This is a genomic window from Roseateles sp. Mitsp63 (assembly GCF_059491535.1).
Window position 1 is genome coordinate 2,451,485 of sequence record NZ_CP168509.1, and the last position, 15,489, is coordinate 2,466,973.

General features: G+C 71.7%; 12 protein-coding genes. 4 read left to right on the forward strand and 8 right to left on the reverse strand.

What is annotated here, in order from left to right:
* Positions 1-73: 73 nt before the first annotated feature.
* The 3 genes from ileS to ACEN96_RS10820 all read right to left on the reverse strand — a co-directional run bounded on the left by ileS (position 74) and on the right by ACEN96_RS10820 (position 5,939).
* Positions 74-2,917, reverse strand: coding sequence for an isoleucine--tRNA ligase (ileS, locus tag ACEN96_RS10810; protein ID WP_495588015.1), 2,844 nt, complete (start codon positions 2,915-2,917; stop codon positions 74-76).
* A 138-nt stretch (positions 2,918-3,055) separates the two neighbouring features.
* Positions 3,056-4,111, reverse strand: coding sequence for a bifunctional riboflavin kinase/FAD synthetase (locus tag ACEN96_RS10815; protein ID WP_495588016.1), 1,056 nt, complete (start codon positions 4,109-4,111; stop codon positions 3,056-3,058).
* 10 nt (positions 4,112-4,121) lie between these two features.
* The gene (locus tag ACEN96_RS10820) at positions 4,122-5,939 is read right to left on the reverse strand and encodes an ATP-binding protein (protein ID WP_495588017.1); all 1,818 of its coding nucleotides are present in this window, start codon (positions 5,937-5,939) and stop codon (positions 4,122-4,124) included.
* A gap of 221 nt (positions 5,940-6,160) precedes the next feature.
* On the opposite strand from ACEN96_RS10820, the gene ACEN96_RS10825 reads away from it, so the two are divergent.
* Complete coding sequence (locus tag ACEN96_RS10825) at positions 6,161-7,369, forward strand: hypothetical protein (RefSeq protein WP_495588018.1); 1,209 nt, start codon at positions 6,161-6,163, stop codon at positions 7,367-7,369.
* Here ACEN96_RS10825 and ACEN96_RS10830 read toward each other — a convergent pair.
* From ACEN96_RS10830 to ACEN96_RS10850, 5 genes are read right to left on the reverse strand one after another with little or no spacing between them, the layout of a single operon-like run.
* Positions 7,330-8,094 carry a pseudouridine synthase gene (locus tag ACEN96_RS10830; protein ID WP_495588019.1) on the reverse strand — a complete coding sequence of 255 codons (765 nt, stop codon included), beginning with the start codon at positions 8,092-8,094 and terminating at the stop codon, positions 7,330-7,332. The two genes, ACEN96_RS10825 and ACEN96_RS10830, sit on opposite strands and share 40 nt — an antisense overlap.
* Positions 8,095-8,115: 21 nt before the next feature.
* Positions 8,116-9,099, reverse strand: a complete 984-nt coding sequence (locus ACEN96_RS10835; RefSeq protein WP_495588020.1) for a P1 family peptidase — start codon at positions 9,097-9,099, stop codon at positions 8,116-8,118.
* Positions 9,096-9,644, reverse strand: coding sequence for a DUF3617 domain-containing protein (locus ACEN96_RS10840; protein WP_495588021.1), 549 nt, complete (start codon positions 9,642-9,644; stop codon positions 9,096-9,098). The genes ACEN96_RS10835 and ACEN96_RS10840 overlap by 4 nt, the downstream gene beginning before the upstream one ends.
* Positions 9,645-9,699: 55 nt before the next feature.
* The gene (locus ACEN96_RS10845) at positions 9,700-10,821 is read right to left on the reverse strand and encodes an acyl-CoA dehydrogenase family protein (protein WP_495588022.1); all 1,122 of its coding nucleotides are present in this window, start codon (positions 10,819-10,821) and stop codon (positions 9,700-9,702) included.
* A 30-nt stretch (positions 10,822-10,851) separates the two neighbouring features.
* Positions 10,852-12,030, reverse strand: coding sequence for an acyl-CoA dehydrogenase family protein (locus ACEN96_RS10850; RefSeq protein ID WP_495588023.1), 1,179 nt, complete (start codon positions 12,028-12,030; stop codon positions 10,852-10,854).
* 192 nt (positions 12,031-12,222) lie between these two features.
* Here ACEN96_RS10850 and ACEN96_RS10855 point away from each other — a divergent pair, with 192 nt between their 5' ends.
* Genes ACEN96_RS10855 through ACEN96_RS10865 form a run of 3 tightly spaced genes read left to right on the forward strand, consistent with a single transcriptional unit; the run spans position 12,223 to position 15,281 of the window.
* Entirely contained in the window at positions 12,223-13,248 is a 1,026-nt protein-coding gene (locus tag ACEN96_RS10855; protein ID WP_495588024.1) for an isoaspartyl peptidase/L-asparaginase family protein, read from the forward strand.
* Between the two features lie 21 nt (positions 13,249-13,269).
* Entirely contained in the window at positions 13,270-14,178 is a 909-nt protein-coding gene (locus ACEN96_RS10860) for a DMT family transporter (RefSeq protein ID WP_495588025.1), read from the forward strand.
* Positions 14,175-15,281 carry an enoyl-CoA hydratase/isomerase family protein gene (locus ACEN96_RS10865; RefSeq protein WP_495588026.1) on the forward strand — a complete coding sequence of 369 codons (1,107 nt, stop codon included), beginning with the start codon at positions 14,175-14,177 and terminating at the stop codon, positions 15,279-15,281. Before ACEN96_RS10860 ends, ACEN96_RS10865 begins: the two co-directional genes overlap by 4 nt.
* Positions 15,282-15,489: the final 208 nt, after the last annotated feature.

The window sequence follows — 15,489 nt, forward strand, 5'->3', positions numbered from 1 at the left end:
CGCCTCTGCTTGCGCGGAGGCGGCCTGCCAGACGGTCAGCGGCGGCGCGTGAAGGCGCGCCGCCGCGGAGCGGTCACGCGATCGAGCGCTGCTCGCCCTGGCCGTGGAGATTGCTCTCGCAGCGGCCGCAGATCGTCGGGTGGGCGGGGTTGACTCCCACGTCCGCCCGGTAGTGCCAGCAGCGCTCGCATTTCTGATGCTCCGACGGCGTCACCGCGATGCTGAGCTCCGGCGCCAGCGCGACGCTGGCCGCGGAGGTGATCAGCACGAACTTCAGGTCGTCGCCCAGGCTGCCCAGCAGCGCCAGGTCTTCCGCGTTCAGGCCCAGCGCCACCTCGGCCTGCAGCGACGCGCCGATCCGGCCTTCCGAGCGCACCGCCTCGATCGCCTTGTTCACCGCATCGCGGATCTCGTGGATGCGGTTCCACTTCGCGATCAGCCCGTCGTCATGCGCGACGCCGAAGGACCAGTAGGTCTCGGTGAAGATCGTCTCGCCCGGCTGCTTGCCGGCGAAGACCTTCCACGCCTCCTCGGCGGTGAAGCTCAGGAACGGCGCCATCCAGCGCAGCATCGCGTGCGTGATGTGCCACAGCGCCGTCTGCGCCGAGCGGCGCGCCAGCGACTTCGGCGCGGTCGTGTACAGCCGGTCCTTCAGCACGTCCAGGTAGAACGCGCCCAGGTCCTCCGAGCAGTACACCTGCAGCTTGGCCACCACCGGGTGGAACTCGTAGCGCTGGTAGTGCGCCAGGATCTCCTGCTGGAACTGCGCGGCGCGCGCGAGCGCGTAGCGATCGGCCTCCAGCAGCTGGTCCAGCGGCACCGCGTCCGTGGCCGCGTCGAAGTCCGAGGTGTTGGCCAGCAGGAAGCGCAGCGTGTTGCGGATGCGGCGGTAGCCGTCCACGACGCGGTCCAGGATCTTCTTGTCGCCGGCGATGTCGCCCGAGTAGTCCGACGCGGCGACCCACAGCCGGATGATCTCGGCGCCCAGCGACTTGCTGGTCTCCTGGGGATCGACGCCGTTGCCCAGCGACTTGCTCATCTTGCGGCCCTGGCTGTCCACGGTGAACCCGTGGGTCAGCAGGCCGCGATAGGGTGCGCGGCCGTTGATCGCGCACGAGATCAGCAGCGACGAATGGAACCAGCCGCGATGCTGGTCATGGCCTTCCAGGTAGAGGTCGGCCTCCGGGCCGGTCTCGTGCGCCGCGCCGGCGTGCGAGCCCTTGAGCACGTGCTGGAAGGTCGAGCCCGAGTCGAACCACACGTCCAGGATGTCCTGGCCCTTCGAATACTGCTCGGCCTCGGCGCCCAGCCACTCGGCCGGATCGAGCGTGGACCAGGCCTCGATGCCGCCGGCCTCGACCAGCTGCGCCGCGCGCTCGATGAACTCCAGCGTCTTCGGATGCGGCTGGCCGCTGTCCTTGTGCAGGAAGATCGGCAGCGGCACGCCCCAACTGCGCTGGCGCGAGATGCACCAGTCGGGCCGGCCCGCGATCATGTCGTGCAGGCGCGTCCTGCCGTTCTCCGGATAGAAGCTGGTCTGCTCGATCGCGTCCAGCGCCAGTTGGCGCAGCGTCTTGCCGGCCTTGTCGACGGTGAACACGCCGTCGCCCTCGTCCATGCGGACGAACCACTGCGCCGCGGCGCGGTAGATCACCGGGCTCTTGTGGCGCCAGCAGTGCGGGTAGCTGTGCCGGATCTTGCTCTGCGCCATCAGGCGGCCGGCGTCCTGCAGCGCTTGCGCGATGACCGGATTGGCCTTCCAGATGTGCTGGCCGCCGAACAGCGGCAGCTCGGCCTCGTAGACGCCGTTGCCCTGCACCGGGTTCTTGATGTCCTTGAAGTCCATCCCGTGCGCCATGCACGAGTTGAAGTCGTCCACGCCGTAGGCGGGCGCCGAGTGGACCACGCCGGTGCCGTCGTCGGCGGTGGCGTAGTCGGCCAGGTAGACCGGGCTCTCGCGGTCGAAGCCGGGATGCACGTGCGCCAGCGGGTGCTTGAACTTCAGGAGCTCGAGCGACTTGCCCGGCGTCACGGCGACCTGCCGGCCCTCGATGCCCCAGCGGGCCAGGCATTTCTCGACCAGCGCCTCGGCCACGACGAAGTAGCCGCGCTCGGTGTCGACCAGCGCGTAGGGCAGGTCCGGGTTCAGGTTCAGCGCCTGGTTGGCGGGGATGGTCCAGGGCGTGGTCGTCCAGATGACGGTGAACGCGTCCTTGTCCAGCGTCTGCAGGCCGAAGGCGGCCGCCAGCTTGTCCGGCTCCGCGCTCAGGAAGGCCACGTCCACGGCCGGGGAGTCCTTGTCGGCGTACTCGATCTCGAACTCGGCCAGCGACGAGCCGCAGTCGAAGCACCAGTACACCGGCTTCAGGCCGCGATAGACGAAGCCGCGCTCGAACAGGCGCTTGAGCACGCGGATCTCGCCGGCCTCGTTCTTGAAGTCCATCGTGCGATAGGGATGGTCCCAGTCGCCCAGCACGCCCAGGCGCTTGAAGTCGGCGCGCTGCTGGTCGATCTGCTCGCCGGCGTACTTGCGGCTTTTCGCCTGCACTTCGTCGCGCGGCAGGCCGCGGCCGAAGGTCTTCTCGATCTGGTTCTCGATCGGCAGGCCATGGCAGTCCCAGCCCGGGATGTAAGCGGCGTCGAAGCCCTCGAGCTGGCGCGCCTTGACGATCATGTCCTTCAGGATCTTGTTGACCGCGTGGCCCATGTGGATCTGGCCGTTGGCGTAGGGCGGGCCGTCGTGCAGCACGAACTTGGGCTTGCCCTGGCGCGCGACGCGCAGGCGCTGGTAGATGCCCTGGTCCTCCCATTCCTTGACCCAGCCCGGCTCGCGCTTGGGCAGGTCGCCGCGCATCGGGAACGGGGTGTCGGGCAGGTTGAGCGTCGAGCGGTAGTCGGGCTTGGACGTGTCGGTCATGGCAGCGGCAATCGAAGAGGGCGGCCCCGGCGTGGGCGGGGCGGCGAGGCGTGAAGAGGAGGGCGCGGAGGCGGCGAGGAGGGCGCAGGCCGCGCGCCGGCTGAACGCGCAGGAGGGTGGAAGAGGGCGGGCAGCCCTTCAAATTCGGTCGCGGGTGGTCTGCCGGCGGACGGCGGCGTGGGTGGCCGCCTGTTGCGCGAAGTACTCGCGCGCCTGACGGACGTCTTCGCGGATCGCGGCCGTCAACGAATCAAGCCCGTCGAAACGGGCTTCATCGCGCAGTTTTTGGAGGAGTTCCACCCGGACGAGTTTACCGTAGGCCTCGCCGGGCCCCAGCCGGGCGGCCAGCGCGGCCGGCCAGTCCAGCGCATGGACTTCCAGCAGCACGCGGCCGGCGTCCTCGACGGTCGGCCGCACGCCCAGCGAGGCCACGCCCTCCAGCGCCGGGCCGCCGCCGCCTTCCAGGCCATGGACGCGCACCGCGAAGATGCCGTGCGCGGCCGGCTTGTCGTGGTCGAAGCGCAGGTTCAGCGTGCGGAAGCCGTCGCCCGCGCCGGGGGCCGTCTCCGCCAGTTGGCGGCCCAGCTTCTGGCCGTGGATCACGTGGCCGGAGATCGCGTACGGCCGCCCCAGCAGCCGCGCGGCGCCGTCCATGTCGCCGGCGGCCAGCGCCCCGCGCACGGCCGAGCTCGACACCCGCAGCCCGTGCACCTCGTAGCTCATCATCCGCGCGACGTCGAAGCCCAGCCGCTGCCCGGCGGCGTCCAGCGTCGCGTAGTCGCCCTGGCGCTTGGCGCCGAAGCGGAAGTCGTCGCCGACCAGCACGTACTTCGCGCCCAGGCCGTCGATCAGCACCTGCTGGATGAAGTCCTGCGCGGGCAGCGAGGCCAGCGCCTCGTCGAAGCGCAGCACCACGACCTGGTCGATGCCGCAGCGCTCGAGTTCCTGGAGCTTGTCGCGCAGCGTCGCGATGCGGGCCGGCGCGAGCTCGGGCTTGCCGAGCTTGAGCGCGAAGAAGTCGCGCGGGTGCGGCTCGAAGGTCAGCACGCAGGTCGGCAGGCCGCGGTGGCGGGCCTCCGACAGCAGCAGCGCCAGCATCGCCTGATGGCCGCGATGGACGCCGTCGAAATTGCCGATCGTCAGCGCGCATTGCGCCGCGATGCCGGGATGGTGGAAGCCGCGGAAGACCTGCATAGGGGGCGGATTATCGATGGACGGCGGGCAGGTGCCGCGTGACGATGGCCAGCAGCTCGTCCATCTCGAAGGGCTTGGCCAGATAGTCGTCCATGCCCGCGGCCAGGCAGCGCGCGCGGTCGTCGTCGACGGCGCTGGCGGTCAGCGCCACCACGGGCGTGCGCGGCAGCAGCCGGCGCGCCTCCTCCTGGCGCCAGGCGGCCGTGGCCGCGAAGCCGTCGAGCTCCGGCATCTGGCAGTCCATCAGGACCAGGTCGACGCGCTGCGCGCCGAGCCGCTCGAGCGCCTCGCGGCCATTGCCGGCGGGCACCACCTGCAGGCCGCAGCGCGCCAGCATCGTGGAGGCGACCAGCAGGTTGACCGGGCTGTCGTCGACCAGCAGCACGCGGCCCTGGAGCACCGGCGGCGGGGCCGCGGCCGAGGCGGCGGCCGCCGGGGCGCGCGGCGCGGCGCCCTCGCCGCCGCAGGCCTGCAGCGGCAGCGTGAACTCGAACACCGAGCCCTGGCCGGGCGCCGAGGCGCAGCGCAGGTCGCCGCCCATCGCGCGGGCGAGCTCGCGGGAGATGGTCAGCCCCAGCCCCGCGCCATCGCGGCGCGCCTTGTCGGCCGCCTGCTCGAAGGGGGCGAAGATGCGCTCCAGCTGGTCCGCCGGGATGCCGTCGCCGGTGTCCTTGACGGCGAAGCGGAGCAGGGTGCCGGCGCGCATGTCCAGCACCGGCGAGACCTCGACGCTGACGCTGCCCTGGTCGGTGAACTTGATGGCGTTGCCCACCAGGTTGTGCAGCACCTGCTGGATGCGCGACGCGTCGCCCATCGCCCGCGCCGGCAGTTGCGGCGCGATGGCCAGGTCCAGGCGCAGGCCCTTGGCGCGCGCGGTCTCGCCCAGCAGCCGGGCGACATCGCCGGCGACCTCGCGGATGTCGAAGGGCTGGGCCTGGACGACGAGCTTGCCCGATTCGATGCGCGCCAGGTCCAGGATGTCGTTGACCAGCGTCAGCAGGTGCTTGCCCGAGCGCCGCACGATGTCCACCTGCTCGCGCTGCTGCGGGGTCAGCTCGCCGCGCTCCAGCAGCTGGGCCATGCCGATGATGCCGTTGAGCGGCGTGCGGATCTCGTGGCTCATCACCGCCACGAAGCGGCTCTTGCTGCTGCTGGTCTCCTCGGCCGCGTCCAGCGCGACGCGCCGCTGCTCGGCCAGCCGGGCCTGCTCGAAGCGCAGCCGCAGCAGCTCCAGCGTGCGGGCCTCGATGCGGCGGGATTCGAGCACCGTCAGCAGCCAGAACATCGTCAGGCCGCCGACGCTGAGCCAGCCGGTCGTGCCGCCCTGCAGCGCGAGCCGGATCGCCAGCGGCGCGACCACCAGCGACGCGAACAGCGCCTGCCCGCGCGCCCAGTGGCCCAGGGACACCATGGTGAACGCGACCAGGCCGACCAGCGTCGTCATGATGGCGCCGTCGATCTCGGGCAGGTTGGGCGTGGCGAAGAGCGCGCCGATCACGCCCCAGGCGAGGCCGTCCAGCCCCAGGCCGATCAGGTACCGGCGTTCCCACTCGGGCGAGGCGCGCTCGCGCGGCGGCAGGCGCAGGAAGCGGCGCGCCTCCAGCCAGCGCCAGGCGGAGATGCCCCAGCGCGCGGCCAGCCAGCCCAGCAGGTCGATGGCCGGCAGGTGCGACCACAGCAGGGCCACCGGCAGCAGGCTGAACAGCGCGCCGACGCCGGCGGGCATGGCCACGCGGGCCTGCAGGCTGGTCAGGCGTTCGGCCCGCACCTGCACCGCCACCTGGAGGGCGTCAGGATCCCCGTGTTGTTCGTTGTCTGAAATTCCCATACGACCCGGCCGTCGAGGATGTCGGCCGCGCGCTCCCCGGTCTTGTGGCGGACGCCTCTCGGACGGCGCCTTGTGGGCGCGTTTCTACCAAGGTCCGTCACGATTGGACTCGGGGACTTCCCTGGGCGAGACCGTTGACATCCATCAAACCGCGCCCGCCGGCGGATGCCGATCGCCCCCGCCTGCTCACGAAGGCAGTCCGTCCCTCCTTGGAGCGCTCGATGCGACTGCCCTCATTCCTGGGATTCCTGATCCGGCCCTCCGCGTCCCGCACCCCTGGCCCCGGCCAGGGCGGCCGGGCGAACGCCGAGGGCCAGGCGCTGCTCGACCGGCTGGACCGGTTCACCCGTGCGCGCGCGCCCTCCGGTCCCCGGGGGCGGCTGGGGAATGGCATGGCGGCGCTGGAGGTCTCGCTGCAGTCGCGGCTCGGGGCCGGCGGGACGAACAGCGCCCCCTGCGCGCTGGACGCCAACTGGGTCCTCGAGCCGCGCACGCTGGTGATGGCTGTCCCGGCCGGCGCGCGCGACATCCACCAATGGGCACGCGCCTGCAGGCAGGCGGCCATCACGGACGTGATCGACCTGAGTCCGCCGGAATCGGGCGAACCGGGTTGGGTGACTGCCCCGATCCTTGGCACGGACGACGGGACGGGGTTCAAACTGATAGGTCCGCCGCTGAGCAGGAACATCCACCGGGACTCGAACATCATGGCGCGGACCGGGATGGACGACGCGCGCGAGCGCCGCATCCAAGTCAACGGGCCGGCGACGGACGTGGAAATGCCATGGACGTTCACCTGGAACCGTCTGCCCTTGCCGGCCGGCAGCGCGCCGGCGCCGGAGCTGCTGCTCCAGCTCTGCCACTACCTCCAGGCGCGAGAGATGCCCAGCTCTCCGCCTCGGGTCGCGGCCTTCCAGGATGCGAACGGCGGGAACATGGCCGCGGTCTTCGCCGTGGCGCTGGACCTGTTCCGCATGCACCGCGAGAGTCCGCTTGACCGCCGGTCGCTGGAAAGCGCGCTGCTGGATGCCTGCGACCGGGCGCGCGACGGGCGCAGCCAGGCGTTGTTCACCGGCAGGCCGGACCTGCTGGGGGCGTTGAAGGCGTTCGGTGAATCGATGATCGACGAGCCGCGGCCGCCGGCGCTTCCGGGCTTGGCGGAGCCGCCGCCGCCGGTCTCGGCCAGGCCGGTCCCCATGCCCGCGCGGCGCGTCCGTATCAAGGGCACGGCCCAGGCGGCGCGGGTGGTCGGCCGGGCGCCGACGTCCAGGTCCATCGACACGCTGGTCAACGTGCGAGTCCGCTTCGACCCCAAGGGCGACTTGCGGAAAGTCAGCGGCGAGGCGTTGGCGGCCGCCCAGGCGTGGATCAATCCCACCCCCGACGACGATCAGGACGCCGACGGCTCCGACATCGCCAGCTCCCGCTGAGCGTCATCCAGCCACATCCAGCCGCCTTCCTTGAGGCCGGCCGGCAGCGCCAGCGCGCCGATCTGGTGGCGGTGCAGCGCCAGCACGCGGTTGCCGACCGCCGCCACCATGCGCTTGGCCTGGTGGTAGCGGCCTTCGGTGAGCGCCATCTCCAGGCGGCCGTCCGGCAGCCGCCGCGCCGAGACCGCGCTCACCGGCTCCGCGGCGAGCTTCGGATTGCGCTCCTCGAGCAGCACGCCCTCGACGAGCTTGCGCAATTGCGCGTCATCCAGCTCCGCCTTGCACACCGCCTGGTAGAGCTTGGGCACGTGGTACTTCGGACTGGTCAGCTTGTGCTGCAGCGGGCCGTCGTCGGTCAGCAGCAGCAGGCCGGTGGTGTCTTCATCCAGGCGGCCCACCGGCTGGATGTCGCGATTGCGCAGCGGCTCGGGCAGCAGCGAGAACACGCTCGGATGGTGGCTCGGCTTGCGTGAGCACTCGTAGCCCGCCGGCTTGTGCAGCAGGATCAGCGCCTTGTCGTGATACGGCCAGGACTGGCCTTCGACCTCGAAGACCAGGCCGGCGGTCTCGAAGGCCTGATGCGGGTCCTCGACGACCTCGCCGCCGACCGAGACCAGGCCGAGGCCGATCATCGCGGCGCAGTGACGGCGCGTGCCGAAGCCCTGGCTGAACAGGATCTGCGCGATCGCGACGGGCTTGGCGGACTTGGGGGAACTCGAATTCATGGGGCGGGATTGTCGCCGTGACTACGGCGTCGCCGGCGCGCCCGGCGGCGAAGGCCGGACGGCATCCACCACGGCCCGCGCCACGACCTCCGCCGCCACCGCGCCCAGCAGCGTCATGTCGCCGTCGACCTGCGCGGCGCCGGTGGCGAGCGCGAACACCACGTCGCCATCCATCACCGTGTGCACCGGCTGGATCGCCCGCGCATAGCCGTCGTGCGCGATCTGCGCGAGCTTGGTCGCCTGCGCCTTGGTCAGCCTCGCGTCGGTCGCGATGACCCCGATCGTCGTGGCGCTGCCTTGCAGCGCGCCGCCCGGGCGCTCGCCCGCGAGCAGCGCCCGCACCGTCGAGCGCGGCCGCCCGTCTGCGCCGCGCGGTCCGGCGATCACCTCGCCGCCCCGCGGATCCACCACGTCGCCGACGGCATTCACCGCCACCATCGCCGCGAGCGTCACGCCGCCGATCCGCACCGAGGCCATCCCCAGCCCGCCCGGCATCGCGTGCTCGACGCCGAGCAGCTTGCCCACCGTCGCCCCGGCGCCCGCGCCGACGCGGCCGCGCGAGCGCTCCGCCGCCGACGCCGCATCGCAGGCCGCGCGTCCGGCCGCGGCATCGGGCGCGGTGCCGGCGTCATGCCGCCAGAGGTCGAACAGCACCGCCGCCGGCACGATGGGCACGCGCGCCTGGCCGACGGCGAATCCGTGGCCGCGCTCGGCGAGCCAGCGCATCACGCCGTCCGCCGCGGCGAGCCCGAAGGCACTGCCGCCGGTGAGCACCAGCGCGTGCACCTGCTGCACCGTGTTCTCGGGGCGCAGCAGCTCGGTGTCGCGCGTGCCGGGCGCCGCGCCGCGCACGTCGACACCGGCGGTCGCGCCGGCCTCGCACAGCACGACGCTGCAGCCCGTGGGCACCGAGGGATGGGTGAAGTGGCCGAGCTTCAGCCCGGCGACATCGCACAGGCTGCCGGCATCGGCGGCCGCGCCGGCCGGCGGGGCGGTCGCGCTCAAGGCTTGGCGCCTTGCGGCTTCAGGCTGCCGCAGTCGGCGCCCAGGTAGCGGGCCTCGCCGGTGGAGCGGATCGTCTCCGTCTTGCCGTCGCGCTGCGCGCGGATCTCCGACTTGGTCGTGTAATGGTCCGGCCCGAGGAAGGTGATCTCATTCGTGCCTTCCGACGCCGGATTGGTGCAGCGGAAGTTCACCAGCATCTTGTCGCCGCTGCGCTTGCTGTCGTGCTCGCACTTGCCGTCGGTCTTGGGCAGGGCGGCGCGCTCGGCCTGCTCCTTCGTGACGCAGGACTTCAGCGTCAGCTCGCCGCCCTGGAAATTCATGCTGACGCCGTGCTGCGCCATCATGGCCTCCATCTGCTTGCGCTGCTCCGGCGGCAGCGCGGCCATCTGCTTCTGCATCTGCTCCATCTGCGCCTGGCGCTGCGGATCGAGCTGGGGCTTCTGCTTGATCTCCCACAGTCCGGGCTTGAAGTCCTGGGCCGAGGCGGTCAGCGCGCCGGCCGCGAGCAGCAGGCCGGCGATCAGGGAAGAGGGCGCGAGCGACATGGCGGTCTCCCTCGCCGCGAAGGCGGCGAGACCGTCGGAGTTTACGCAGCGGCGATCAGGCGAAGACGCCGGCGGTGTCCTGCATGCGCTGGCTCACCTCGCCCAGGTGATGCAGCGAATCGCCGTACTGCATCTCCATCACCGTCAGCCGCTTGAAGTAGTGGCTGCCGATGTACTCGTCGGTCACGCCGATGCCCCCGTGCAGCTGCGTGCACTGCTGGCCGACGAAGCGCATCGACTGGCCCAGCTGCACCTTGGCCTGCGAGACCGCCCGGCGCCGCGCGCCGGCCGGTTCGCCGAGCTTGAGCGTGGCGAAGTAGCTCATCGAGCGCGCCAGCTCGAGCTGCATCTTGATGTCGGCCATGCGGTGGCGCAGCGCCTGGAAGCTGGCGATCGCGACGCCGAACTGCTTGCGCGTGTTCAGGTATTCCGCCGTCAGCGCGACGAAGCGGTCCATCGCGCCGACCGCCTCGGCCGCCTGCGCGGCGATGGCGATGTCGACGGCATGTTCCAGCATCGCCAGGCCCTGGTCGGGACCGACGAGCAACGTGGCGGGCGTGTCCTTCAGCGTCAGCTCGGCGGCGCGCGAGCCGTCATGCAGCGGGTAGCCGCGCAGCGACACGCCCGACGCGTCCTTCGTGACCAGGTAGAGCGCGATGCCCGCATCGGCGCCGCCGGCGCGCGCCGGAACGATGAACGCATCCGCCGCGTCGCCCGCGGGCACCATGCTCTTCAGTCCGGAGAGCCGGTGATCGGCCGTGGCGAGCGTGTCGCAGAGGTCCAGCCGGTAACGCGCGCGGCGCTCCTGATGCGCGAGCACGACCAGCGCCTCGCCGCCCGCGATGCGCGGCAGCCATTCGCCCTGTGCGCCGGCGTCCGATTGCGCCAGCACCGCCGGCGCGACCAGCCCGCCCTGCGCGTAGGGCTCCATCACCAGGCCGCGGCCCAGCTCCTCCATCACCACCATCGCCTCGACCGGGCCGAAGCCCAGGCCGCCATGCGTCTCCGGCACGGCCAGCGCGGTCAGGCCGAGTCCCGCCAGCCCGTTCCAGGCCTGGCGCGAGAAGCCGCCGGCCTTCACGATGGCGCGGCGCTGCTCGAAGCCGTAATCCTTGTCGACATAGCGCCGCACGGCATCGCGCAGCGAGATCTGGTCGTCGGTGAAATCGAAGTCCATGTGCGTGTCTCCTCGTGTCCCGGGCCGCGGTCAGCCGAGCACCGTCTGGGCGACGATGTTGCGCTGCACCTCGTTGGAGCCGCCGTAGATCGTCGTCTTGCGATAGTTGAAGTAGTGGCTCGCGAGCGGCGCGCAATGGGCCGCGCCAACGTGGTCGCCCTGCCAGCCCGCTTCCATGGCCTCGTGGATGAACGGCGTCGCGTAGGGCCCGGCGGCCAGCATCATCAGCTCGGTGTAGCGCTGCTGGATCTCGCTGCCGCGGATCTTCAGCAGGCCCGCCACGTCCAGCGACTGCTTGCCGCTGCTCTCGGCCGACAGCACGCGCAGCACCATCATCTCCAGCGCCACGATGTCCACCTCCAGCAGCGCGATCTGGTCACGCAAACGCGCGTCCTCATACACGCCCTCCGCCTTGGCGATGCGCTTGAGCCGCTCCAGCTCGCGCTTGGCGCGGTTCACGTCGGCGATGTTGGTGCGCTCGTGCGCGAGCAGGTACTTGGCATAGGTCCAGCCCTTGTTCTCCTCGCCGACCAGGTTCTCCGCAGGGACCTCGACGTTGTCGAAGAAGACCTCGTTCACCTCGTGCTCGCCGTCCAGCATGATGATCGGCCGCACGGTCACGCCCGGCGACTTCATGTCGATCAGCAGGAAGGAGATGCCGGCCTGCGGCTTGACCGAGGCGTCGGTGCGCACCAGGCAGAAGATCCAGTCGCCGTACTGGCCCAGCGTGGTCCAGGTCTTCTGGCCGTTGACGATGTACTTGTCGCCGCGGCGCTCGGCGCGCGTCTTCACCGACGCCAGGTCCGAGCCCGAGCCCGGCTCGCTGTAGCCCTGGCTCCACCAGACGTCGCCGCTCATGATCCCGGGGAGGTGGCGCTCCTGCTGCTCGCGCGAGCCGAAGGCCATGATCACCGGCGCCACCATCACCGGCCCGAAGGGCACCACGCGCGGCGCGCCGGCCAGGGCGCATTCCTCCTCGAACAGATGGCGCTGCACCGCGTTCCAGCCCGGGCCGCCGAACTGCTTCGGCCAGGCCCAGCCGTGCCAGCCCTGCTTGCCCAGCAGGCGCGCCCAGCGCTGCAGATCGTCCTTGTTCAGCCGCAGCGCGTTGTGCACCTTGTGGCTGATGTCCTTCGGAAGGTGCTCGGCCACCCACTGGCGGATGTGGGCCCGGAAGGCCTGCTCCTCGGGGGTGAAGTTGAGATCCATGCGATGTCTCCTGCGGTCTTGATGTCGGACGCGCGCCGGGGGGCCGGGCGCGTTCCGGGTGCTGCGGACTGCGTTGGTTTTTAGCACGAGCGTTCGCTTTTTCCGTGTCCCGACCGGGACAAGGCCAGGGAGATGCCGGAGGCGGAGGAGAATGCGCGGCTTCCGCCCCCGTCACCCCTCCGGGCCTCGACCATGACCGCCTCCTCCTCGACCCCGGCTCCGGCCCCGGCCCCGGCCCTGACCGATGCGCCCCGCGCCGTGCTCGTCATCCACGGCGGCGCCGGCACGCTGCGCCGCGACGGCATGTCCGCGGAGCGCGAGGCGCAATACCGCGGCGCGCTCGCCGGCATCCTGGCCGACGGCGCGAGGCGGCTCGCGCGCGGCGACGCGGCGCTGGACGTGGCCGTCGAGGCGGTGCGGCGGCTGGAGGAGTGCGAGCTCTTCAACGCCGGCAAGGGCGCGGTCTACACGGCCGACGAGCGGCATGAGCTGGACGCCAGCGTGATGGATGGGCGCGATCGCGCGGCCGGCGCGGTCGCCGGCGTGACGCGGGTCCGCAATCCGGTGCTCGCGGCGCGCGCGGTGATGGCGCACAGCGGACACGTGATGCTGATCGGCCCGGCGGCCGACGCGTTCGCGTTCGAGCAGGGCCTGGAGCGCGTCGAGCCCGGCTGGTTCGGCACGCCGCAGCGGCTGGCGCAGCTGAAGGCGGCGCAGGCCTCGGCGCTGGGCGCCGTCCTGGACCATGACGGCCAGCGGGCCGCCGAGGGCGGGCAGGGGCCCCTGGACGAGAAGGACAAGTTCGGCACCGTCGGCGCGGTCGTGCGCGACGCCGCGGGCCACCTGGCGGCGGCGACCTCCACCGGCGGGATGACCAACAAGCGGCCGGGACGCGTCGGCGATTCGCCGGTCCCGGGCGCCGGCTGCTACGCCGATGACCGCTGCGTCGCCGTGTCCTGCACCGGCACCGGCGAAGCCTTCATCCGCGCCAGCGCCGCGCACGAGGTGGGCGCGCTGATGCGCATCGGCGGCCTGGGCCTGGAGGCGGCCTGCGCGCGCGTCGTCTTCGACGAACTGCCGCGGGTCGGCGGCGATGGCGGCCTGATCGCGGTCGATGCGGCCGGGCGGGTCTGGCTCGGCTTCAACACCGAAGGCATGTACCGCGGCTGGGTCGCGGCCGGCGGCGAGCCGGTCGTGGGCATCTACCGCGATGCCTGAGCGCCGGCGCAGGACCCGTCGATGAAGCACCGCGCCGCCGTCTTCGTGATGCTCGCCGCCACGCTGCTGTGGAGCAGCGCGGGCGCCGTGTCGCGCCACCTGGATTCGGCGCGCGGCTTCGAGGTGACCTTCTGGCGCAGCGCGTTCAACGCGCTGGCGCTGACCGTGCTGCTGCCGCTGCTGCGCGGGCGCGGCTACTGGCGCCAGGCGCTGCCGCGGCTGCGGCACTCGCCGCCGGTGCTGGGCTCGGGCCTGTGCTGGGCCGTCATGTACACCGCCTTCATGCTGGCGCTGACGATGACCGGCGTGGCCAACGTGCTGGTGACGATGGCGCTGGGGCCGCTGCTGACGGCCCTGTTCGCCCGCGTGTTCCTGGGGCAGCGCCTGGCGGCGCGCACCTGGATCGCGATCTGGCTGGCCAGCGCCGGGATCGCCTGGATGTTCGCGAGCGAAATGCGCGCGGGCGCGGGCGCCTGGCTGGGCATGGGCATCGCGCTGGCGGTGCCCGTCGCCGCGGCCAGCAACTGGACGCTGCTGCAGGCGCGCGCCGGCGACGGCGAGACCGACCTGATGCCCGCCGTCTGGCTGGGCGCGCTGCTGTCGGCGCTGGTCACGCTGCCGCTGGCCTGGCCGTTCGCGGCCTCGGGCCGGGACCTGCTGCTGCTGGCCGGGCTGGGCGTGTTCCAGCTGGCGGTGCCCTGCCTGATGGTGGTGCGGGTCACGCGGGTGCTGCCGGCGGCCGAGGTCGCGCTGCTGGGGCTGACGGAAGTGCTGCTGGGCGTGCTGTGGGCCTGGCTGCTGGCGGGCGAGGCGCCGGCGCCGGCGGCCTTGCTCGGCGGTGTTATGGTGCTGGCCGCATTGATTGGCAACGAGCTGCTGGGCGCCTGGCGCCGCCCGGCCGCTTCTACGAGTGGAGAGATGTCGCTGTGATTCCGTCGCTGCAATCCGAAGGGCTGGTCCTGGCCGAGGTCAACGGCTGCCTCGGCCTGATCACCTTGAACCGGCCGCAGGCCCTGAACGCGCTGTCGCTGGCGATGATCCGCGACATGACCGCGCTGCTGACGGCCTGGGCCGCGGATCCGCGGATCCAGGCGGTGGCGGTGCTGGGCGCGGGGCGCGAGGGCAGGCCCGCGGCGTTCTGCGCCGGCGGCGACATCCGCTTCTTCCACCAGGCGGCGCTGGCCGGCGATGCCGCGCTGGACGCGTTCTTCACGGAGGAGTACGCGCTCAACTTCCTGATCCACCAGTTCCCCAAGCCCTACATCGCGCTGATGGACGGCGTGGTGATGGGCGGCGGCATGGGCATCAGCCAGGGCGCCAGGCTGCGCGTGCTGACCGAGCATTCCAAGCTGGCGATGCCGGAGACCAACATCGGCCTGTTCCCGGACGTGGGCGGCGGCTATTTCCTGTCGCGCTGCCCGGGCCACAGCGGCGAGTGGCTGGCGCTGACCGGCCAGGTGATCGGCGCGGGCGACGCGATCGAGCTCGGCCTGGGTGACGTGTTCGTGCGCAGCAGTGAGCTGCCGGCGATCGTCGAGGCCTTCAAGACCGGCGCGCAGGACAGCGCGGAGCACGTGGTGGCGACGGTGATGGAGCGGGCCGACCTGGCGCCGCCGGCCGAGCACTGGAACGCGCGGACGCTGATCAACCGGCACTTCCGGGCGGAGTCGGTGCAGGCGCTGTTCGCCTCGCTGGCGGCGGACAGCGATCCGTGGGCGCAGCACACGCTGGCGACGCTGGGCAAGCGCTCGCCGCTGATGATGGCGGTCACGCTGGAGCAGGTGCGGCGCGCGCGCGGCATGAGCCTGGCCGACGACCTGCGCATGGAGCGCGACCTGGTGCATCACTGCTTCCATCTGCGGCCCGGCGCGGCCAGCGAGACGGTCGAGGGCGTGCGCGCGCTGGCCGTGGACAAGGACCATGCGCCGAAGTGGAATCCCGCCCGCGTCGAGGATGTGTGCCGCGCGGACGTCGAGGCCTTCTTCCGCAGCCCGTGGCCGGCGGCGGAGCATCCGCTGCGGGCGCTCGCCTGATCGCTTGATCGGTGAATCAGCGCTGGCGCCGTGCACCGGCGCTTCTGACGCCGGGCTGACTCAACGACCTTGATGTGTCGACGGAGGGGGACTGACCTACTCGGATCAGTGACCCCCTTCGCGACGCCCTTTGGAGGGAATCGACAAACGCCATTTCGCTTCGACACTGCATGCCTTCGGGTCATGGACTCGATGAACAGCAGTTGAA